This is a genomic window from Mycolicibacter longobardus (assembly GCF_002102265.1).
GTDB classification, from domain to species: Bacteria; Actinomycetota; Actinomycetes; order Mycobacteriales; family Mycobacteriaceae; genus Mycobacterium; species Mycobacterium longobardum.
In genome coordinates this window covers 187,320-209,645 of record NZ_LQPG01000017.1, presented here as the reverse complement: position 1 = coordinate 209,645, position 22,326 = coordinate 187,320, and the positions used below count along the sequence as shown (strand labels likewise).

The following is a 22,326-nucleotide window of genomic DNA, read 5'->3' as shown; positions in this document are numbered from 1 at the left end:
GTCGGCGGGGCGCGCAGAATCTACCCGTGGTCGATGAGCCCGCGATTCATGGTCGTTCCGGGACCACCGTGGGCGCTCACCCCGCTGCTGCGGCCGCGGTGACGGTAACGCTGATGGTGGTGGCTCCGGCGTCGGAGGCGATGATGAGCACCGGGGCGTTGGGCGCTGAGACGACGTGGCCACCGGTGACGGTGACGTCATAGCCGTTCGGGTAGATGACGGCCGGCACCGAGATGTTGGTTTGCGCGCCGGCAGCGAAGACGCCTTGGCCGTTGGCCATTTCGGTCGAGTAGCTGAGCTGGAAAGTACCGTTGTCGAACGACCAGGAAGTCGGGACGCCGGCCACCGCCTGCGGATACGGCTCGGCCAGCACCGCCAACTTCGCAGCATCGATATTGTCGCCGACCGGCGGCAGGTTGGTGTCATACACCAACGACTCGGCCTCGCGTGACGAGGCGGTGGTGGTGCTGTCGTTCGTGCCGGTGTAGACCCACGTCGCCCAGCCGTACTGATGTCGCGCGGCGGCATCCAGTACCGCGGCATGAGCGCCAAGAGCATCGCTGGCCCCGAACCCACCGATGTGTGCCGGGATGTTGTACGCGTCTGGGTAGCTCGCCGCGTTGGCAATGGCGAGGTCGGCGAACACGTTGCACATGAAGTCGACGCCGAACAAGTCGACGGACGGGCAGAAGTGCTGGAACGAGTAGATGACGTTCGAGTCGTTCACCGGGCCCAGCTGGGTTGGAATCCCCAGGTTGAAGAGAACGTTCGGCTGCACGAATATCGGCGTGTACGGGTCCACAGACCGGATCGCCGCGACCGACTGGTCGTAGAACGGGGTCAGCTGCTGGGAGTCGAAGTACGGGCTGCCGAATGCGGCTGACAGCCACTGCGATCCGGCGTGCGGTTCGGCCATCACACCGAAGGCGGCCACACCGGGGTTGTCTTTGAAGTAGTGCGCCACAACCTGCAGCATCTGCGCGTAGTGATTCTCCAGCCCGATCCCATCGGGCGCCTTGGCGTTGAACCAGAACGCATCCCAGGCGTGGTTCTGCGCGGGGTTGACGAAGTAGCTCCACGGGAAGCCCACATCGATGTTGGGCAACCCGCCGGTCTGCACCGCCCAATCCGGTGCCCCCGCACCCCCGAACGGGCTGCCGTAGAGATCTTGGTGCAGGTAGATGTTGCTGTGGACGCCGTGATCGGCCAGCGTCTGCACGGTCGCGGCGACCGAAGCCAGATAGCCATAGTCGAAGACCCCGGGTTCGGGTTCCACCGCCGCCCAGAAGAGGCCCAGCTGCACGCTGTTGAAGCCGTTGGCGGCCAGGAATGCTGCGTCATCAGCGCCGAACCCGTCGGCCGACGGCTCATAGGGCGCCACCTTGTTCACATGATCGAAACCGTGCAGGATGACGACCCGACCGTCGCTGTCGATGAGCCAGGAACCGGCTGTCGAGAATCCGCCGGTGCCACCGCTCAGCGGTACACCGGTGCCGAACTGGCCGACAGTGCCGTGGTCGCCGAGCATGAGCAGGCTGCCGTTGCCACCGGTCCCGCCCAGTGCCGGCAATCTGGTCGGATCGGCGCCCACGCCACTGTTGCCGGCGTTGCCGCCGGCCCCGCCGCTGCCCAACAGGCCGATCGCGTTGCCGCCGTCACCGCCGTGTCCACCGTCGCCACCATCGCCGCCGGCACCACCGGCACCACCGATGCCGAACAACCAGCCGCCGTCGCCGCCGGCACCACCGATCCCGCCGACCAGCCCGTCACCGCCGGCACCGCCGCCACCACCGATACCGAGCAACCAGCCACCGGCTCCGCCATCCCCGCCGGCCGCACCAGCACCCCCGACGCCACCGGTACCGCCGTTGCCGAACCACCCTGCAGCCCCGCCTGCACCACCGGCCGTTCCCTCGGCGGTGCTGTCAAAGCCCGCACCACCGTCACCGAACAACCACCCACCGGCCCCGCCGTCCGGATTCTCGGCGGTACCGGCCGCGCCGTCACCAATCGCATACGAGCCCAACAGCTGATTGATCACCCCGCCGACCTGCAGGCCCAGATCGCTGTTGATGAACTGGCCCACGCCGGTGTGAATCGGGGTGTAGATCAGCTCGTCGAACAATGCGGTCCAGCCGGTCGGCGATGCAACGGACGCCTGGGCACTGCTCAGACCGCCCAGGTTGGACCATGCGACTTCCCAGTGCGCGGGATCGAAGAAGGTTCCCCATGCGGCGGGAGCCGAAAACGCTTCCCAGTCAACGGTGTTCGTCGCGGCGTCCATAAACGGCGAGAACAACTGATCGAACACGTCATCGATGTCGGCCCGCGCTGCGGGGGCGGTGGCCAGCGGAATCGTTCCGAAGGTCAACAACGCCCCTATGGCGATATCGGCGCCGATCGTCCGCTTACGGGCATCTCGCCGGATACCCCGCGAACGGCGGCGGGTGGCGTGGCACCTATCGGCGCTGCTGGCAGGGCCCCAGAAGGCGTTATCACTGGTGGTCATCGTGTCCTCGCTCTTCCGGCCTCGAACGATGCAAGAGCTGACGCGCTACCGCCAGCGGCTACCACTCACGACGAACTGCAACATCATGTTGCACTTCTCTTGGCGAGACTGCCACACACAACTGACGCTGTCAACCAGCTGAGAATTTCCTAATCCGGGCTGGCCACCGGGCCCTCGGCCAGCAGGTGGACGAAACCCTCCTCGTCCAGCACCGGCACCCCGAGCTCGACGGCCTTGTCGTACTTGGACCCGGGCGCGTCTCCGGCGACGACGTAGGCCGTCTTCTTCGACACCGAACCCGCCGCCCGGCCACCGCGCGCGATGATCGCCTCCTTGGCCTGGTCGCGGGAGAAACCGGTCAGCGAGCCCGTCACCACGATGCTCAGCCCCTCCAGCGTGCGTTCGATGCTCTCGTCGCGTTCGTCGGCCATCCGCACCCCGGCGGCCCGCCACTTGTCGACGATGGCGCGGTGCCAGTCGACGTCGAACCATTCGGTGACCGCGGCGGCGATGGTGGGGCCGACGCCTTCGACGGCCGCCAGCTGCTCGGTGGACGCCGCGGTGATCGCGTCCAGGCTGCCGAATTCGGTTGCCAGCGCCCGGGCCGCGGTCGGGCCGACGTGGCGGATCGACAGCGCCACCAACACCCGCCACAGCGGCTGGGTCTTGGCCTTGTCGAGGTTGGCCAGCAGTTGGCGGCCGTTCTTGGACAGCGCGCCGCCTTTGGTGGTGAACAACTGGGTGCGCAGCAGGTCGTCTTCGGTGAGGGCGAACAGATCGCCCTCGTCGGTGATGACGCCGGCGCTCAGCAGCGCGATCGCCGCCTCGTAACCCAGCGCCTCGATATCGAAGGCGCCGCGGCCGGCGACATGGAACACCCGCTCGCGCAGCTGCGCCGGGCAGGACCGGGCGTTGGGGCAGCGGATGTCGACGTCGGCCTCCTTGGCCGGCGCCAGCAGGGTTCCGCATTCCGGGCAGTGGGTCGGCATGACGAACTCGCGTTCGCTGCCGTCGCGCAGGTCGACAACGGGCCCGAGCACCTCGGGGATGACGTCGCCGGCCTTACGGATCACCACGGTGTCGCCGATCAGCACGCCTTTGCGCTTGACCTCCGAGGCGTTGTGCAAGGTGGCCAGGCCCACCGTGGAGCCGGCGACCTTGACCGGGGTCATATGGGCGAACGGGGTGACCCGGCCGGTGCGGCCGACGCTGACCCGGATGTCGAGCAGCGTGGTCTGCGCCTCCTCCGGCGGGTACTTGTAGGCCACCGCCCAGCGCGGCACCCGGGAGGTGGCGCCGAGCCGGCGCTGCAGCGCCCGATCGTCGACTTTGACGACGATGCCGTCGATTTCGTGGTCCACCTCGTGGCGGTGCTCGCCCCAGTAGGTGATGCGTTCGGCCACCGCGGCCATGCCCTCGACGCGGGCGGTGTGCGTCGAGACCGGCAGCCCCCACGCCTTCATCGCGGTGTAGGCGTCGTGCAGGGTGTCGGGCCTGAATCCCTCGGTGTAGCCGAGGCCGTGGCAGACCATCCGCAGGTTGCGCCGTGCGGTGACGGCCGGGTTCTTCTGCCGCAGTGACCCGGCGGCACTGTTGCGGGGGTTGGCGAACGGCGGCTTGCCCTCGGCGACCAGTCCGGCGTTGAGGTTCTCGAAGTCCTCCAGCCGGAAGTACACCTCGCCGCGCACCTCCAGCACCGCCGGGATGGGGAATTCGCTGTCGGCGGTGAGGTATTCGGGGACATCGGTGATGGTGCGCGCGTTGAGCGTCACGTCCTCACCGATCCGTCCGTCGCCGCGGGTGGCCCCGCTGACCAATCGGCCGTCGCGGTATACCAACCCGAGCGCAACCCCGTCGACCTTGAGTTCGCACAGGTAGGCGGTGTCACCGCCGATCTCACCGATGACCCTTCCCGCCCAGGCCGTCAGCTCGTCGGGCGAGAACACGTCTTCCAGCGACAGCATCCGCTCCAGATGCTCGGCGGGGGTGAACTCGGTGGTGAACCCGGCGCCGCCCACCAGCTGGGTGGGCGAGTCGGCGGCACGCAGTTCCGGGTACTGGTCTTCCAGCGCGAGCAGCCGGTTGAACAGGTCGTCGAACTCGGCGTCGGTGACGATCGGCGCGTCCTTGATGTAATAGCGAAACTGGTGTTCGCGCACCTCTTCGGCCAGTTCGTACCACTGCCGCCGGAGGTCGGGGGTGACGCTGTCGGCCTCTGGGCTCACCTTCGCAGGTTATCCGAGGAACCGAGGACGACGCTCAATCTGGACCCAACAGGCATGGCGCGCCGAGAAGGCCAGGAGTCGACCCCCTGCCGGTGGTGTTACGCGGCCCAGCAGGCCGCCGAGCCTCACGGATCTGGGCGTTTGAGCCTCCCTTGTCGGTAGCCGGTTGTAATCTGCGCCACGCCTGAACTCAGACGGGTTTACGACTGCACCGACGGAAACGAGGACACCATGGACACGCTCGATTTCGGCCTTTTGCTGGCCGCATGCCGCCCAGGGGGCGCAGCCACCTTGAGCTCGGTCACCGAGTTGGTTGCGGCAGAAGGCCCGCACGGGGGCATCGCACCGGCACGATTTGTCCCAGCCCGAGGCAGCGGCGCCACCTTCTGTTATGAGCTGCGGTTCATTGATGACCAACCCGCCAACTGCGTACTTGTCGATGGCAAAGCCTCCCAACTCAACCGTGTGGAGGATGAGATCGTCAAAGCGATCTCAGATGGCATTGAACCACTGTCCCTCACTCCCCGCATCGTCGTCGAGTATGCCGACGGCAGGTCTGCCAGCGATCTTCAGCTCCCACACCGGCTCTACGACGCCCACATTCGTGCGGGCCACGTCAACGGAACAAGCGTTACCGAGAATTCAACGTATCGAGCCGCTCGTGATGCGACGCCGCTGAACGTTCGGCCCATCCTTGAACTCGCTCCAGCCGCGCTCGTTCTCGGCGGCTGGGATTCGACACGGCGAGCCCGGCAGGGGCGCTATCGCAGTGCTCTCACCGGTGAGATCATCGGCGAGCTCGCGGATCAGAGTGCACCGGACGTCAATGAGATTCAGCCGCCCCGCCGAGGCGGGGCACGTTCGGACAGCATTGCTCCGAGCGTGCGACTGACCGGCGCGCAACTTGAGGAACTGCTGGTCGATCAAGAGGCAGAACTATCGACCAAAACCGTTGAAGGAATCCGAAGTGACATCGACAAGGCGAAGAATCGCCGTATTTCGGCCTCGAAGCTAGGTCTCGGCTCGATTCCACCCTCGCTAGACGGCCTTGGCCTGGTTTCATGCCGGAGGATCATCAGGTCACATGTGTTGTCGTTCGCCGCGTTGAGGCAGATGCGGTTCGAGGCAGGGCCCGACGGTGACGCTGCATGCCGAGCGTTGCTCGCCGCGTTCGCGCTGGCCGGACTCGCACGTGCCAACGCCGAGCTGAACCTCCGCGCGAACTGCAACCTCCGCGAAGCCGGCGTCCCGAAGACCGAGCTGGATGCACGTTACGGCCAAGTAATGACACTCGCCCCGATCGACATTCACACCGCCGACGCTCTGCTGGGCGAGGCAATCGAGCAGGCCCGCGCTAGAGCAGGAATCCGCTGGGAGGGGCAGGTTTTTGCGGTGACCGGAAACGAAATCGTCGTAGACAATGCCGACGCGGAAGCCGAGGAGTGACCGTGTCGATCATCGGAATACGGGCGCACTTCCCACTCGGTGTTTACGTCGGGCACCGGCCCGATGGGTCACCTGATCTACTTCCGTCCACCTTGCGCCTGCACTCTGCTCTAGTGGCGGCGGCGTCCGCCGGTAGCTCGGCGGAGGTGAAGCCCTCGGGACTGACGCGTACGCGAGCGGCAACCCGCGCGCTCGAATGGATCGAGGACAACCCGCCCGAGTTCGTTGAGTTGCCAACGGCCCGGGAGAGCCGACAAGAGTACGAAGCCTCCTGGCGTGACGAGGGCGTCTTCAATAGGGTCCGCCCAGTGCCGAAGCGAAGGAAGGTGCAGCGCGCAGTTGGTTTCGGGACCGCAGTGTCAGCACCCATAGGTTGGGGCTGGGACAGCGTCCCAGAGGACATCGCTGAATCATTGAGGATCCTGTGCGAGGATGTTCCGTGCCTTGGCGAGGCGGACTCGCCAGTCGTACTCGAATTCGGCCCAATCGCACCCACACATCGCCGCTCGCAGCAAGTTTCGCCGTTCGCCCGCGTGGCAACTCGGATCGCAACCCCGATCAGTGGTCGCCTCGGTGAACTGGATGAATTGCACCGAGCTGCACAGCTTTCCAAGACGCCGACTATTGCGCAAGACCGATGGAAGGAAAGTGAACTCCCTGACCCGCCATTGATCACGCACTCAAATTCTGTCGACATCGGATACGACATGATCGACAAGCCCACCCCGCCGCCTGCACCATGGCGCCACGTCATCCACGTCGGGATCGACGGTCCGATCAGCAACCTGGAACGCGTAGCGTGGTCCGTCGCCGTGCACCGCGCGATGGTTGCAGCATTGGACACGGATACGTCGGCCATCATTACCGGCCGGTATGACAGGGAGGCGGTCCCTCCAGCCAATCGCGTGGCTGTCCAACCCATCGACGCCGGCGTCATGAGCCTTTCCCAGCACTCCGGTCTCGGCCAGGGAATCGCAGTGCTCGTCCCGGAAGGCGCCTTGGCCATCACCAGTCGCGCGCTCGACAGGGTGCAAAGCCTCTATCGTCGCGGAAGTAAGTCCATCACCTTGCGGAGCAGGTCTATCCTCGAGGCGGCGACGTTTTGGCGAGCACCGGAGCCCGGCATGGTGCGTGTCTGGGAAAGCCTACCGGCGGTGATGCCGGAGACGCGGCGACCACGCCGTTCAGCAGGACGCGCCTGGACCCTCGCTGAATCAGCTTTACTATCGGTTGGATTCGTGTTTCGTGATGCGCTCCCGATGCCACCTTCCGCGTCCGCCCAGGAGCGCTACGACGCAATTGTCAAAGCTGTTTCATCACGAGGCGTCACCGCGCTGACGACGGTCCCGATGCCGGACGCGGACATCGGCAAATACGCCCACAAAATGCCGCAAGGCGTTGTCGCCCAGCCTTACCGGTTGCAACTCGACGGCGGTTCATTGATTCCCGCCCAAGCCCTCATCGCAGTCGGTCAAAGCCGCCATCTCGGTGGAGGATTACTCTGCCCACTGGACCGGCCGGCATCTCTCGTCGAATCTTGGAGTGTGGCACGGTGACGGGTCTAAGGCTCGAAGAATTCGACGACTTCTTCACCGCACTGCACGGCTATCCGCCGTTCGCCTGGCAGTCCCGGCTGTGCCAAACGGTCGGCGAGACTGGCGAATGGCCTGAGTCGATCACCGCACCGACCGGGACCGGAAAGTCTCACGTGGTCGATGTCCACGCGTTCGTCAACGCGCGCTATGGGTGGAAGAGCGGTCCGCGAGTGCCACGACGGCTGACCATCGTCGTCAATCGGCGCGGTATCGTCGATGCGCACGAACAACGCGCGCTGGAATTGCAGCGGAATCTGCACTCCCCCAAATCGGATGTGGTGGCGAGGGTCGCTGAGGGCCTGCGACGCCTTCGGCTTCACTCGTCAACATTCGGCGAGGCCATTGCACTAGCGACGCTGAGGGGCGGCCTGCTGCCCGACCGCTCATGGGTAGACGACCCGACGGTATGCACCGTGATCTGCTCGACACCTGATATGTGGGGAAGCCGACTGCTGTTCGGGGGATATGGGTCGTCACGGCAGGCCCGCCCCCGGGAGGCCGGCCTACTCGCGTTCGATTCGGTAATGATCCTCGATGAGGCGCATCTGAATGCCCAGCTCCTGAAAACCGCACGACGAGTCCGGCAGCTCGAAGAACGATTCCCCCTGCCAGCCCCCGCTCTGCAGGTAGTCGAGACGACAGCCACTCCCGGGGCCAGCCCCGCCCAGCAGTCCATCGGTGTGTCCGCAGCTGATCTCGCGACCGAGCCCGAACTGGCCCGGCGCCTCAGCCGTCCGAAACCAGTGACCTACCACGCGACGGACTTGTGGCCGGATACGCGACGCCCAACAGACAAATACATCACTGAGCTCGTTGACACCGTCCTCGCGACAGTGGGCCGGACGACGGACGGCACTGTCGGATGTGTTGTGAACACGGTGTCGACGGCAATCCAGGTTGCAGCATGCCTACGAAAGCGATTGGAAGGAAAGACCACTCGAAACCAGGTTCTTACCTGGGTTGGCCCGATGCGCCCATTGGATTTGGCTGCACAGATCGAGTCGTATCCGCGTGCATTCCAGCCTGATGGAGACGACCGTGTGGGTGTCATAGTCGCAACTCAGACGATTGAGGTCGGTGTGGACATCGACTTCGCTGCTCTTGTCACCGAACTGGCGCCCGGTTCGGCGTTGGCGCAGCGAGCGGGCCGGGTCAACCGGCTGGGCACACGAGACACCGGACCGATCATCGTTATCGGTCCGAAGGGAGAACCTGGTAATCACGGGCCCTACGAAGCAGACGAGCTGATGGCCGCGCACACGTGGGTGGCGCGGAGAGCGGCGGATTCCGCCGGCATGGCGCCCCTGGCGATGACCGACGATCCTCCGCCCCTACCATCCCCACGGCGAGACGTCTTTGCGCGTTTGGAGACTGGCGATGCCGAGGCACTTTCAACCACGAGCGAAGACCTTGCCGCCCCAACGGAGCTGGCATTTTGGCTTCGTGACGATCTCGAACCGGATCGCCAAGAGTGCGGCGTTGTGCTCCGATCCAACCTCCCAGTCAACGACCTTGATGCCCTTGCGTTACTTCGGGCAACTCCCCCCGCCGCACGAGAGACGTTCCCCGTACGCGTGCACCTTGCCCGCAGAATTTGCGCTGTCATTGGAAGTCAGCACGGCCCTCAACACCGGATATTCGCGTGGCGCGACGGAGCTATCACTCAGCTGCCCTGCGGCGAACAGGACCCAAAGACAGGGGACGTGCTGATCCTCGATACGGAACACCCCATCGTCCGGGAGCACACCATTGTCGATTACGGCGAAGGCGCCCGAGAGCAGGTCACGGTGTGGGGTTTCGTCGACACCGATGGAACTCCGGTGGAGGTCATCTGGCGAAAGGATGACCCTATCCTATTCGATCAGATCGAGGAAGTCATCGCTGACGAGGACTGTGACGCGCACGATATTCAGCTGCTGGTGGAAAGTATCCGAAGCGAGCAACGCCAAGTCATTGTCGGGCGACCGTATGAGGGCGACGACCGCGGTGAAGTGCCATGGCTTGTACTTCGGCCGACGCGAGCGGTAGTCGATGACGATGAGAACCGCCAAATCTGGGGCGGTACTGTGCCCGTAAAGTTGGGCGCGCATTCTGCCGCTGTGGCCGAGCGCGCCCGATCCCTCGGCCTGCACCTGTCATTGACCCCGGCCGAGGTCGATGTGCTTGCTACAGCGGGTTTACACCACGATGACGGCAAACGCGACCGTCGATTCCAGCGGGTCCTCGGTGCGCGGCCTGGGGACGCACCGCGGGCCAAGAGCGGAGGGGCATCGTTCAGGCGCGCACAGCTTGAGAACGCGCGAGCCGGATTACCGCGGGGGTGGCGGCATGAGCAATTGTCTGCCCTTCTCGCGCATAGTGCACTCGCTGACGTCAAACGTGAAAGCCGGGACCTCATCCTTAGACTCGTCGGGACGAGCCACGGTTGGGGGCGTGCCTTCTTTCCGCACAGTGCAATACAACTCGTTGATCCCGTCGACGGAAGGCCAAGTTCGGTGGCGGTTGAGTTGTTCGACCGCGGGGGCTGGGAGGCCCTGATCGACGATACGCATCGCCGGATCGGCCCGTGGGCTTGCGCATACTATGAAGCCCTCCTGCGAGCGGCGGACTGCGCTGTTTCCAAGGAGGGTTCATGACCGAGTTCATTCTCGGATCCGACCACACCCGTGCCCTCGACCACTTCGCGGGTTTCGGGCTCAGCGCCATCCTTGAGCAAGCGGGAGAGCGCGATCTTAAAGTCTCCTGGCCTGAGTCGGCCCAACCCCGGCTGACCATTAGCGAACTGAGTTCGACGCCGCAGCAAGTTAGTGTTGCCGTGTACACCCACGCGGTGGCTCATCGCATGCACGGGTCGTGGGTGCAGCAGACAACGACGGTGACGTCCAAGGGAAAGCGCTCAAAGGTAGGCCTGTTCAGTCCACGGATCGCCGTGCCAGAAAGCGGAGGCGACTGGCGCAACCTGTACTCGATGCGCTGGGCCGCCCTCGATCTTCGAGAAAACCAGTCCTGGATTGACTCGCTCATGATTCAGGCACTCGGTGAGCCAGCCTACTGGCTGCTCCACACAGTTCCAGAGCCTGACCGGGGCGCATCGCGATGGGAGATGAAGACACGTAACCGCGGCGAGGACTTCACCCGGAATCGCCTTGCGCTGCTCGCCAAGTCCGTATCTGCTCGAACACCAGATGCGATTCTGGCCGGCCTCGCCGGTGACGCACAAGTCGATGAGGTGGGAAAGAACAGGATCGGTTCCCGTTCCGGAACAGGCTTGGTCACTCCGCAACCAGTCGATAACGCCATCGCGTGGTGCGCGTTGTGGGGCCTATCTGCATTCCGGATCACTCACAGGATCGGGCGACAGTCATTTACTCCGGGTGCTGATCTGCAGAACCAGATCCACCCCGCCCAGATGGCACTACCGCTCGTAACGACCCCTACGTCACCAGCGAAGCTTCGTCGGGTACTTCGCTCACGCGCATTCAACGACGCCGCGTTCGGAGCGCGGGAAACGCCTGAATGTGCTGTCGGTCGCGAAGCACTCAGGCACAGTGGTGTGACAGGTTTAGTGCGCTTCCAGGTACGGAAGGCAGGCAGTTCATCCGCACCGGAGCGCCAGGTCCTGGCCGGTGTATTCGAAACCTTGTGACGAAAATAGGCAGCCAACGATGACGACGGAGCGTGTCGAGATTCCGATCAGCCTGGTGGCGCACACTGTCTTCTGCGAGCGTCGCGCATGGCTTGAAGCTGCAGGCGAACAGGTCATTAACGCGCAGATCGAGGCCGGTCACGCTGCGCATTCCGCGGTTGACAACCCCCGAACCGACCAGCTGCGGACGCGCTCGCTCGATATCTCACACGGGGCACTCGGGCTGTCTGGGCGGTGCGATGTACTTCGGGCTGCCGGAAGCGAAGCGGTGAGTATCGTCGAATACAAGTCAACGCCGGTCCGGCGCACAGCTCGGGTCACCGACGCCAACGTCATTCAACTTGCGCTTCAGCGAATGTGCTTGGAGGCTTCGGGGATACAGGTTGTTTCACAAGAGGTTTACTTCACCAATCACCGCCGCGCAGTACAGGTTCCGTTAACTACTGAAGACCTCCAGCAGGCAAATCGGTGGGTGGCGACCACCCGACAGATCATCGAGCGGAAGAATGCGCCTGCACCGCTCATCGATGATCCACGCTGTAGCTCGTGCTCACACGTGTCTATCTGCCTTCCCGACGAACACAATCGAACCGGAACCCGGCGCCGGGTCTCGGTGAGCGATCCCCACGGAGACATCCTTCATCTAACATCGGCGGGCAGCCGTGCCTCCCTGCGCTCGGGTCGCGTGATCGTCGCGAGACGAAGTGAGGAGATCGCGAGCGTCCCGCTTGAGAGAGTCGTTGGCATGGTCGTCCATGGGAACGTAGACATATCAAGCGCATTGGTGCGTGAAATCCTCTGGCGTGGATACACAATCGTGTGGTGCTCCTCCAGTGGTCGCGTGGTCGGCAGCGCTCGTTCTGCTTCATCCCCAAACGGCTTGGCACGAGTGAAGCAACATGTTGCATCCGAAGTCGGCCACTTGGAACTGGCACGCGAGTTCATCAGCTCGAAGGTCGCGAATCAGGCAACCCAGCTGCGCCGCAATGCCAAGACGGACGTCGGCCGGGTCGTCAAGACACTGCGGGATATCGCCCAAAAATGCGGCCACGCAGCTGATATCCCGCACCTATACGGACTCGAAGGCGAGGCGGCCGCGTTCTATTTCGGGAATTTCTCCGCCCTGTTGGCTGACGGCGCCGACCCCGAATTTGCCAAGTCCTGGCCGGGACGAACGGGACGCGGCGCCGGCGACCCGCTGAACGTCCTACTGAATTATGCATACGGGCTCCTGCTGACGGACACAATCCGCGCCCTCCACGCATGCGGCCTAGACCCAAACGCCGGATTCCTGCATACCGCTGCACGCAATAAGCCGGCGCTCGCACTCGACCTGATGGAGGAGTTTCGTGCGCCCGTCGCGGACTCGACCGTTGTGGGCATGATCAACAACGGCGAGATTGTGGTCTCGGATCTGCCAACAGCAGTTGGACGGCGGCTACTAAGCGACAAGGCGCGCCGAGCACTAGCCAGCGCTTACCAGCGACGTGTACAGCAGGAGTTCAAGCATCCCGTATTCGGATATGCCGTCAGCTGGCGCCGAGCGATGGAGGTCCAAGCCCGCATGATACTGGGGATGCTCGATGGAACGAGCAAGCGGTATACAGGGATTCGAACGCGATGACTCGCGACGATGTACGCCGTACCCTCGTCGCGTATGACGTCACCCACGATAAGCGACGAAATCAACTGGCCAAGGCCCTGGGCAGATACGGTGACCGCATCCAGTACAGTGTCGTCGTTGTTGACACCACGCCTGCAAAGATGATCCGGCTTCGGACAGAGATCTCACGGATCATCAACCACTCTGTCGATTCCCTCCTTCTTTGTGATCTTGGACCCGTCGCCCGGCTATCTGGTCGGCAATTTGAGTTCGAAGGCGCCCGCCGTCCCATGACTGAGTCCGATAGCTTCATTGTGTAGCCAGCGCTTACCAGCTACGCGCATACGCGAGCAGTCCGATACTGCATCGTCTACCGGCGACGTCTCGTACACCAAACATCCAGCTCACGGTCGCTGTGCCGAATCTAGCCATCACAAGTACGGTACGCGTGTGAATTCTGAGAATCGGCCTCGCCGACAGCGTGCATCACTGCTGCTCAAAATGGTATTTTGGCCAGGGCTCCCGCCGCGGTTTCGGCCGCGGCGCTTTCGTTGAGGCTCCACAGATTCTAGCTGATAAGTGGCTGAGTGCGTGCCCGCCGCGGTTTCGGCCGCGGCGCTTTCGTTGAGGCTCCAAGCAGCCATCGCCCTGCGCGGCCGTCGAATTGACCCGCCGCGGTTTCGGCCGCGGCGCTTTCGTTGAGGCCTCGTAAATGGTCATGGCTTGCATGGTATGCGCTTGCACCCGCCGCGGTTTCGGCCGCGGCGCTTTCGTTGAGGCGAAGCCAAGGCGGCCGAGAAAGACACCCGGATTTCGGACCCGCCGCGGTTTCGGCCGCGGCGCTTTCGTTGAGGCACCAAGCCAGCACCCGAGGCCGTCAACTGATGGCGCCCCGCCGCGGTTTCGGCCGCGGCGCTTTCGTTGAGGCTTCAACCAGCTGGGCGCCGCGATCCGGGATGTGCCGACCCGCCGCGGTTTCGGCCGCGGCGCTTTCGTTGAGGCAAGGAACTGATCCACTACGCGGGGTTCCTGGGCCCCGCCGCGGTTTCGGCCGCGGCGCTTTCGTTGAGGCATATCGATCCGCGGGGCGCGATCCCGACGGTGCGGCCCGCCGCGGTTTCGGCCGCGGCGCTTTCGTTGAGGCGACCACTGGACCTTGGACTGGTGACCCGACCTGGCTCGCCCCGCCGCGGTTTCGGCCGCGGCGCTTTCGTTGAGGCCTCACCGACGGATTCGTCCCGGCCTGGTTCGTCCACCCCGCCGCGGTTTCGGCCGCGGCGCTTTCGTTGAGGCGACATCCGAGTTCGGGGATCTCTCCCATTGCGACCCACCCGCCGCGGTTTCGGCCGCGGCGCTTTCGTTGAGGCGTCGAGAACGTCATGTGGCGGATCACTCCCCGGGCCCGCCCGCCGCGGTTTCGGCCGCGGCGCTTTCGTTGAGGCTTCGACAACCTCGAACGGAAACGCAAGATGACCGGCCCGCCGCGGTTTCGGCCGCGGCGCTTTCGTTGAGGCTACGGCAACGACGAGGTCGCCGCGGTCAACGAGATGCCCCGCCGCGGTTTCGGCCGCGGCGCTTTCGTTGAGGCGAGGTGGACGCCAACGGCTGGCTTCACGTCAACCCGCCGCGGTTTCGGCCGCGGCGCTTTCGTTGAGGCTGGAGCCGTGATGGCGGTCTGGGCCGATGGTGTTGAGCCCGCCTCGGTTTCGGCCGCGGCGCTTTCGTTGAGGCCTGAACTCGATGCACGCCCAGGTGTTCGGTGATGGTCCCGCCGCGGTTTCGGCCGCGGCGCTTTCGTTGAGGCCTCGTAAATGGTCATACCTGCATGCTATGTGCTTGCCGGCCCGCCGCGGTTTCGGCCGCGGCGCTTTCGTTGAGGCGAACCCAGCCGCATCGGGGCCGGAGTGATGACCGCCGTCCCGCCGCGGTTTCGGCCGCGGCGCTTTCGTTGAGGCTGCGACTGCCTAGCTGGCGTCGCTGGCGGCACCGTCAGCCCGCCGCGGTTTCGGCCGCGGCGCTTTCGTTGAGGCGCGCTTGATTGCCCGTGGTGCGGTGGTGGTGCTCATGGCCCGCCGCGGTTTCGGCCGCGGCGCTTTCGTTGAGGCCCACCCACCAACGCGGGGGTGAACTACGACGACCCCCTGCCCGCCGCGGTTTCGGCCGCGGCGCTTTCGTTGAGGCGACCCCTACGCCGACGAACGCACCGCAGCCACACCAGACCCGCCGCGGTTTCGGCCGCGGCGCTTTCGTTGAGGCCGCCGACCCGGCAATGCCGACGGCGGAGCTGCGGGCCCCCGCCGCGGTTTCGGCCGCGGCGCTTTCGTTGAGGCCCCGACGGGCGTCGGTGGGACGGAAGGCAGTTCGTCCCGCCGCGGTTTCGGCCGCGGCGCTTTCGTTGAGGCCTCTGCGGAGGGTGTGCCGACGACGATCGACGACCAGCCCGCCGCGGTTTCGGCCGCGGCGCTTTCGTTGAGGCCTCTGCGGAGGGTGTGCCGACGACGATCGACGACCAGCCCGCCGCGGTTTCGGCCGCGGCGCTTTCGTTGAGGCGAGGGCATCACCCCCGAACAGGCATTGCAGTACAAGCCCGCCGCGGTTTCGGCCGCGGCGCTTTCGTTGAGGCAACAACGGAGCCATCCCCTTCGACAACGAGTCCGGTGTGCCCGCCGCGGTTTCGGCCGCGGCGCTTTCGTTGAGGCATGCGCACCGCCGAGGTGGTGAAGTCCCCCAACGTGCCCGCCGCGGTTTCGGCCGCGGCGCTTTCGTTGAGGCTCGCAACTCGTCGTCGACGGCGACTACGGGCTTGCACCCGCCGCGGTTTCGGCCGCGGCGCTTTCGTTGAGGCGAAGACTTGCGCCTGCGGTGAGCCGTGCGCGATGCCACCCGCCGCGGTTTCGGCCGCGGCGCTTTCGTTGAGGCCTCGACTGGCCCTGCCCGACCATCCGGGCCATCCGAGCCCGCCGCGGTTTCGGCCGCGGCGCTTTCGTTGAGGCCCGCATACTATGTGCTTGCTGGGTTAATAGTTCACACCCCCCCGCCGCGGTTTCGGCCGCGGCGCTTTCGTTGAGGCTGCATCCAAGGCAACCCGACGATGCTCACCTTGTTGTTCCCGCCGCGGTTTCGGCCGCGGCGCTTTCGTTGAGGCATGGCATCGCAGCCACCGCGACTGGCGCCGTTCCACCCCCGCCGCGGTTTCGGCCGCGGCGCTTTCGTTGAGGCGACGCGCTACTCGACCGTCTCGCGGACACCGCCGTCCCGCCGCGGTTTCGGCCGCGGCGCTTTCGTTGAGGCCTGGCCAACCCGCGGCGGTGCGTGGACTGCGGGGGACCCGCCGGGGTTTCGGCCGCGGCGCTTTCGTTGAGGCGCCTCAACGGGTAGGTGCGCGGCGTGCGACTCTATGAGCCCGCCGCGGTTTCGGCCGCGGCGCTTTCGTTGAGGCGTCGAGTTCAACCTGCAATCGAAGCTGGCCGGATCCCGCCACGGTTTCGGCCGCGGCGCTTTCGTTGAGGCACGGTGACTACGTCGCGTGATGACTGGGATTTCACCCGCCGCGGTTTCGGCCGCGGCGCTTTCGTCGAGGCTGCACCTCGCCGCGTGAGAGCTGCCAGCCCTCGTTCCCGCCGCGGTTTCGGCCGCGGCGCTTTCGTTGAGGCACCAGCGACATCAGCGAGCCACGGAACACGTCCCGGCCCGCCGCGGTTTCGGCCGCGGCGCTTTCGTTGAGGCGGCGACACCACCGATGCGGGTCCGGGCGTGAGGACCCGCCCGCCGCGGTTTCGGCCGCGGCGCTTTCGTTGAGGCGCCTCTTGGATGAGGGTTGCGACCTCGGCGCGGGAAACCCGCCGCGGTTTCGGCCGCGGCGCTTTCGTTGAGGCCGCGGTACCCGTTGACCCCGTCAACGCCGTTGGTCGCCCGCCGCGGTTTCGGCCGCGGCGCTTTCGTTGAGGCCAGGACCGCGCTGGCGGCTGGCGTTGGCGCCTGAAACCCGCCGCGGTTTCGGCCGCGGCGCTTTCGTTGAGGCCACTACACCTGCCCGGCGCACATCACCGAGATCCTGGCCCGCCGCGGTTTCGGCCGCGGCGCTTTCGTTGAGGCACCCCGTCGTTCATTGCGGATGCGATCAAGCGGGCCCCGCCGCGGTTTCGGCCGCGGCACTTTTGTTCAGGCCCCGGTAAGGTGGGTCGCATCGGGCATCCCCGCACGCCGCCGCTGCGGTTTCAGCGCGGCGCTTTCGTTGAGGCCGTGAAGACGACCCGGGTCGGGCGGAGCTGCGGCGCCCGCCGCGGTTTTCGCCGCGGCGCTTTCGTTAAAGCTCGATCATCATCCCTGATGAGGATCTTCACGGTCGGCACCCGACGCGGCTTGGGCTGCGGCCCCTTCGCAGAAGCGACGCTTTATGCGGCATCGGGGTCGCTGCCCAACGCCTCGCCCACTTTGCGCACCAGCCCGACCGCGGTGCGCGCCCACGCGGCGGTGGCGCCGGCCATTCCGCAGGTCGGGCTGATGCCGACCCGTTCGGCCAGCACCGAGCGGGCGAAGCCGATCCGGTCGGTGATCGCGGCGACCGCGGCGGCCAGCTCCTCCACCGAGGGCCGCCGGGCTGGCGCGATCGCCGGAACCAGCCCCATCACCACGGTGCGGCCCGAGTCGATGAAGGCACCGATCTGGTCGAAGTCGGCCGGGTCCAACGCCGTGCAGTCCAGCGCCAGCGCCGTGATACCGCTGCGCTGCAACACAGTCCACGGCAAGCCCGAAGCACAGCTGTGCACCAGCACGTCACCACCCACCGTCTCGGCGCAGGCGTCGAGCAGCGCGGCGGCCACCGCCTCGTCGATGGCCGGCACCGGGCTCAAGGTGGTGACCCCGGCCAACCGACCGGTGACCGCGGCGGTCAGGGCCGGCTCGTCGAACTGCACAACCACCGGGGTGTCCAGACGCCGGGACAGGTCGGCCCGGTGCGTCTTGAGGCCTTCGGCCAGCGACGCCGCCAGGTCACGCACCGCACCGGGGTCGCTGATGGCTCGGTGCCCATTGGCCAACTCCAACTCCGCGGCCAGGGTCAGCGGGCCGGGCGCCTGCACCTTGACCGGGCGCCCGCTGCCCCGCAGGCCGGCGACCTCCCATGCCTCTTCCAGGGCGTCGGCGTCCTCCCCGAGCAGGCTGATCGCGCGCCGGGTCACCGCGCCGGGGCGCGCGGCCAGCCGGTAGCCGCGCGGGGCGGTGTCGATGGCGATGTCGACCAGCAGTGCACCGGCCCGGCCGATCATGTCGGCGCCCACCCCGCGGCCCGGCAACTCGACCAGGTGGGCCAGGCTGCCGCCCAGTTCACCGACGACCACCTCGGCGGCCTGCCGCGCCGACGTTCCCGGCCAGGAGCCGATACCGGTCCCGGCGGCGAAGGCATTCACCCGGCAACCGTATCGGGATAGCCTTTCAGCGGTGAAAACATGGCGGCGGGTGCTGATCTGCGGGCCGGTCGCGATGTTGTTGGGCTGCACCCGACTGATCGACGGGACGGCGCTGCCATACCCTGGGACCGTCGGTGCCCGACGGCACGGTGGATCTCAGCCGGATCATGCTCGACACACCCCGCATGCGTGCCCTCGTCGGCGCCGACGAACAGCTCACGATCATCCCCACCATGGATTCCACCGCCCCGGTGGACATCGACGAGCTCGCCGAAACGGTGCCGCCGCCGTGCCGCTTCATCTTCGCCGAGACCGAGGTGTTCGGGTCGGCGCCCACCCGTTTCCGCAAGACCACCTACCAGTACCCGCCCAAGGCCGCCCTGGTCTCCGAGGGCGCGGCCGTCTATCCCGACCCCGAGTCCGCCCATGGTGCCCTCGATGCCCTGGTGTCCACCGTCGCCGAGTGCGCCGACAGCTCCGCCGGGCCGGGACTGGTCAGCGACTGGACCGCCGACGACGAGTCGCTGCGCACCCGGGCCGGTGACTGCGGCCGTGCCTACCAGGTCAAGTCGGTGGTCATGCTGGAGGTCACCTATTGCGGCTTTTCGGGGTCCGACGCCGAGCTGGTGATCACGAACATGGCGGCCGGGGCGCCCGGTTAATTCTGCTGACCCGCGCCGAGCGTGTATTCAGGACGAAAAAATCGCCGCATCATCGCTCTGAGTGCACGTTCGGCGCCGAAGGCCACCAGTTACACCCCGGTGTCGGCGATCGTCGCGCTGGCGATCACCTCGTCGCCTTGCGCGTCCGGGCGGTAGCAGGCCAGGGTCTGGCCGCGGGCCACGCCGCGCAACGGCTCACGCAGCCGCACCTGCAGCACGTCGCCGACCAGTTCGGCCACCGCGCCCACCGTCGCGCCGTGGGCGCGCACCTGCACCTCACACTCGACCGGGCCGCGCCACGGGCTGCCCGAGGTGAACACCGGCGCCCGCCCGGTCAGCTCCACCACGTCCAGGTCGGCGGCGGACCCGACGGTGACGGTGCCGGTGGCGGCATCGATGCCGGTCACATAGCGCGGCTGGCCGTCGGGCCCCGGCCCGGCGATGCCCAGGCCCTTGCGCTGGCCGATGGTGAAGCCGTGCACCCCGTCGTGTTCGGCCAGTACCGAACCGCGCGCGTCCACGACCGCCCCGGGCCGCACGCCGATGTGACCGCCGAGGAAGGTGCGGGTGTCGCCGGTCGGAATGAAGCAGATGTCGTGGCTGTCGGGCTTGCTGGCCACCGCCAGTCCGCGTTCGGCGGCTTCGGCCCGGATCTGCGGCTTGGGGGTGTCCCCGACCGGGAACGCCGCATGGCTCAGCTGTTCGGCGGACAGCACCGCGAGCACGTAGGACTGGTCCTTGTCGGCGTCCACCGCGCGGCGCAGCCGGCCATCGGTGAGCCGGGCGTAATGCCCGGTGGCGACCATGTCGAAACCCAGCGCCAAGGCCCGGGCGGCCACCGCGGAGAACTTGATCTTCTCGTTGCACCGCACGCACGGGTTGGGGGTCTCACCTCGGGCGTAGGAATCGACGAAGTCGTCGATCACCTCGTCCTTGAACTGCTCGGAGAAGTCCCACACATAGAACGGGATTCCCAGCACGTCGGCGACCCGGCGGGCGTCGTCGGAGTCCTCCCGCGAGCAGCAGCCCCGCGAACCGGTGCGCAGGGTTCCCGGGTTGCGGGACAGGGCCAGATGCACCCCGACCACGTCGTGGCCGGCGTCGACCATACGGGCCGCGGCGACCGACGAATCCACCCCGCCGCTCATCGCAGCCACGACCTTCACCGGGCTACCCTCATCGCGCTCACTCCCGCAGCGGCCAGCATGGCGTGCCGGGCCCGGTCCACCGCGCCGGGCAGCACCGCCAGCGCGGCGTCCACGTCGTCGTCGACACTGTTGTGCCCCAACGACAGTCGCAGCGAACCTCGGGCGGCCACCGGGTCGGCGCCCATCGCGGTCAGCACGTGCGAGGGCTGCGGGACACCGGCGGTGCACGCTGAGCCGGTGGAGCACTCGATGCCGTTGGCGTCCAACAACATCAACAGGGAGTCGCCCTCACAGCCGGCGAAGGTGAAGTGCGCGTTGCCGGGCAGCCGATCGGTGCGCGACCCGTTGACGCGGGTGTCGTCGATACTGGAGAGCACCCCGTCGATGAGCCGATCGCGCAGTGCCGCAACCCGGCCGGCGGTTGCCTCCAATGACCCCACGGCGACCTGCAGCGCGGCGGCCATCCCGACTACTCCGGCGACATCGGGTGTGCCGGAACGGATGTCACGTTCCTGGCCCCCGCCGTGCGTCAGCGGAACACATGTCACGTCGCGACGCACCAGTAGCGCACCGGTCCCGCAGGGTCCGCCGAACTTGTGCGCGGTCAGGCTCAGGGCGGACAGTCCGCTGGCTCCGAAGTCCACCGGCAGCTGCCCGATGGCCTGCACCGCGTCGGAGTGCATGGGCACCCCGAACTCGGCGGCGACCGAGGCGAGTTCGTGAATCGGCAGCACGGTGCCGACTTCGTTGTTGGCCCACATCACCGACACCAGCGCGACATCATCGGAGTCCTGGAGCGCCTCGCGTAGGGCGGCCGGCGACACCGAGCCGTCGGCGCCGGTGGGCAGCCAGGTGATCTCGGCGCCTTCGTGCTCGGCAAGCCAGCCGACCGAGTCCAGCACCGCGTGATGTTCGACCTCGGTGGTGATGATCCGGTTGCGGCGCGGATCGGCGTCCCGGCGGGCCCAGTAGATGCCCTTGACCGCCAGGTTGTCGCCGTCGGTGCCGCCGGAGGTGAACACCACCTCCGAGGGGCGCGCGCCCAGGTGTGCCGCGATGGACTCCCGGGACTCCTCCATCCGGCGCCGCGCGGCGCGGCCGGCGGCGTGCAGCGAGGAGGCGTTGCCGACGGTGCCCAACACGGCCGCCATCGCCTCGATGGCTTGGGGGTGCATCGGGGTGGTGGCGGCGTGATCCAGATAGACCATGGCCTGCCCAGGATACCGGGCACAACGAGGCGCCCCGGCGCTGCGGCGTGCGGCTGGGCTGGTCAACAGATGATGCGTACCGGTTCACTCCGCCGCACCTGCCAACCCGCGGCGGCCTGGCAGCGGGCGGCCAGTTCCCGACGGTCGGTGCCCGGCAGCTGCAGGGCCGCGACGTGTACCTGTGCGACGGTGCGCCGCGCGGTGATCAGCCGCCGCATCGAGGCCAGCAGGGTGTCGTCGCCGACGAAGGCCGGCAGCGTCGACGGAGACCCGTCCCGGTGGTGGTAGGTGAGCTGCAGCGGCTGCACCGGCCGCGAGGCGTCGACGGCGGCCTGGAACAGGGCCGGGTAGAACCTGCCGTGGGTGCGCCCGCACCAGGTGGTGCCCTCCGGGAACGCCACCACGGTGCGGCCGGCCCGCAGCCTGGCGGCCACCATGTCGACCACCGCCGGCAGCCGGCGCAGGCTGTACCGGTCGATCGGGATGATCCGCATCATGCGGGCCAGCGCTCCGATGCCGGGCCAGCTGATGAGGTCGGCACGCGCCACGAACGTCCCCGGCGACACCGCGCCGATGACGAACACGTCCAGCCAGGACACGTGTGGACTGACCACCAGGATGCCGCGCAGGTTGCGTACCGGCCCGCCCGTCGTGGTCACCCGCACCCCGAAACAGCCCAGCACCATCCGGCAGCAGCGGCGCTGCAACCGGGCCCGGCCCGGTATCGGCACCGCCAGCAGCGGCAGCACCGGCGCCAGCAGCATCACCAGTGCCAGCCGCACCGCCACCACCGCCGGGAACGGCCGCTTGTCGCCGTCGCGCACACACCCGGGTGTACACGATCCCCGGGGCGCCCACGCGTTGACCATCGCCGAG

13 protein-coding genes and 1 CRISPR repeat array are annotated in these 22,326 nt (G+C 66.8%); of the genes, 7 read left to right on the top strand and 6 right to left on the bottom strand.

The features are described 5' to 3' along the window. Positions 1 to 76 precede the first annotated feature (76 nt). Together AWC16_RS25535 and ligA are read right to left on the bottom strand one after the other, a co-directional pair. A complete protein-coding gene (locus AWC16_RS25535) occupies positions 77 to 2,509 on the bottom strand; it encodes a PGRS repeat-containing protein (protein WP_109561339.1) in 2,433 nt (810 codons plus the stop codon). A 149-nt stretch (positions 2,510 to 2,658) separates the two neighbouring features. Continuing rightward, complete coding sequence (gene ligA / locus AWC16_RS09505; RefSeq protein ID WP_085264486.1) at positions 2,659 to 4,734, bottom strand: NAD-dependent DNA ligase LigA; 2,076 nt, start codon at positions 4,732 to 4,734, stop codon at positions 2,659 to 2,661. A gap of 231 nt (positions 4,735 to 4,965) precedes the next feature. Between ligA and cas7g the strand changes: the two genes are divergently transcribed. The 6 genes from cas7g to cas2 are packed head-to-tail and all read left to right on the top strand — an operon-like array spanning position 4,966 to position 13,344. Further along, a complete protein-coding gene (cas7g, locus tag AWC16_RS09500; RefSeq protein ID WP_085264485.1) occupies positions 4,966 to 6,180 on the top strand; it encodes a type I-G CRISPR-associated RAMP protein Csb1/Cas7g in 1,215 nt (404 codons plus the stop codon). Further along, entirely contained in the window at positions 6,177 to 7,736 is a 1,560-nt protein-coding gene (gene csb2 / locus AWC16_RS09495; protein ID WP_308213323.1) for a type I-G CRISPR-associated protein Csb2, read from the top strand. Before cas7g ends, csb2 begins: the two co-directional genes overlap by 4 nt. Beyond that, on the top strand, positions 7,733 to 10,411 hold the full coding sequence (gene cas3g / locus AWC16_RS09490) for a type I-G CRISPR-associated helicase/endonuclease Cas3g (RefSeq protein ID WP_165759194.1): 2,679 nt from the start codon (positions 7,733 to 7,735) through the stop codon (positions 10,409 to 10,411). Before csb2 ends, cas3g begins: the two co-directional genes overlap by 4 nt. Beyond that, entirely contained in the window at positions 10,408 to 11,421 is a 1,014-nt protein-coding gene (locus tag AWC16_RS23865) for a hypothetical protein (RefSeq protein WP_133055927.1), read from the top strand. The genes cas3g and AWC16_RS23865 overlap by 4 nt, the downstream gene beginning before the upstream one ends. Positions 11,422 to 11,440: 19 nt before the next feature. After that, complete coding sequence (locus AWC16_RS09485) at positions 11,441 to 13,045, top strand: CRISPR-associated endonuclease Cas4/Cas1 (RefSeq protein WP_085264482.1); 1,605 nt, start codon at positions 11,441 to 11,443, stop codon at positions 13,043 to 13,045. Further along, on the top strand, positions 13,042 to 13,344 hold the full coding sequence (gene cas2 / locus AWC16_RS09480; protein WP_085264481.1) for a CRISPR-associated endonuclease Cas2: 303 nt from the start codon (positions 13,042 to 13,044) through the stop codon (positions 13,342 to 13,344). The genes AWC16_RS09485 and cas2 overlap by 4 nt, the downstream gene beginning before the upstream one ends. A 201-nt stretch (positions 13,345 to 13,545) precedes the next feature. Then, positions 13,546 to 17,191: direct repeats of the CRISPR family, unit length 37 nt; unit sequence CCCGCCGCGGTTTCGGCCGCGGCGCTTTCGTTGAGGC. Positions 17,192 to 17,418: 227 nt separating this feature from the next. On the opposite strand, the gene AWC16_RS09475 is transcribed toward cas2, so the two are convergent. Next, positions 17,419 to 18,432 (bottom strand): uroporphyrinogen decarboxylase/cobalamine-independent methonine synthase family protein, encoded by a 1,014-nt coding sequence (locus AWC16_RS09475; RefSeq protein ID WP_085264480.1) that lies wholly within the window; start codon positions 18,430 to 18,432, stop codon positions 17,419 to 17,421. A gap of 134 nt (positions 18,433 to 18,566) precedes the next feature. Between AWC16_RS09475 and AWC16_RS09470 the strand changes: the two genes are divergently transcribed. Next, positions 18,567 to 19,094 (top strand): sensor domain-containing protein, encoded by a 528-nt coding sequence (locus AWC16_RS09470; RefSeq protein ID WP_234812190.1) that lies wholly within the window; start codon positions 18,567 to 18,569, stop codon positions 19,092 to 19,094. Between the two features lie 89 nt (positions 19,095 to 19,183). On the opposite strand, the gene mnmA is transcribed toward AWC16_RS09470, so the two are convergent. The 3 genes from mnmA to AWC16_RS09455 all read right to left on the bottom strand — a co-directional run bounded on the left by mnmA (position 19,184) and on the right by AWC16_RS09455 (position 22,319). Then, positions 19,184 to 20,260 carry a tRNA 2-thiouridine(34) synthase MnmA gene (mnmA, locus tag AWC16_RS09465; RefSeq protein ID WP_085264479.1) on the bottom strand — a complete coding sequence of 359 codons (1,077 nt, stop codon included), beginning with the start codon at positions 20,258 to 20,260 and terminating at the stop codon, positions 19,184 to 19,186. Continuing rightward, complete coding sequence (locus AWC16_RS09460; protein WP_085264478.1) at positions 20,257 to 21,450, bottom strand: cysteine desulfurase family protein; 1,194 nt, start codon at positions 21,448 to 21,450, stop codon at positions 20,257 to 20,259. Before AWC16_RS09460 ends, mnmA begins: the two co-directional genes overlap by 4 nt. Positions 21,451 to 21,512: 62 nt before the next feature. Next, positions 21,513 to 22,319 carry a lysophospholipid acyltransferase family protein gene (locus AWC16_RS09455; RefSeq protein ID WP_085264571.1) on the bottom strand — a complete coding sequence of 269 codons (807 nt, stop codon included), beginning with the start codon at positions 22,317 to 22,319 and terminating at the stop codon, positions 21,513 to 21,515. Between the last annotated feature and the right edge of the window lie 7 nt (positions 22,320 to 22,326).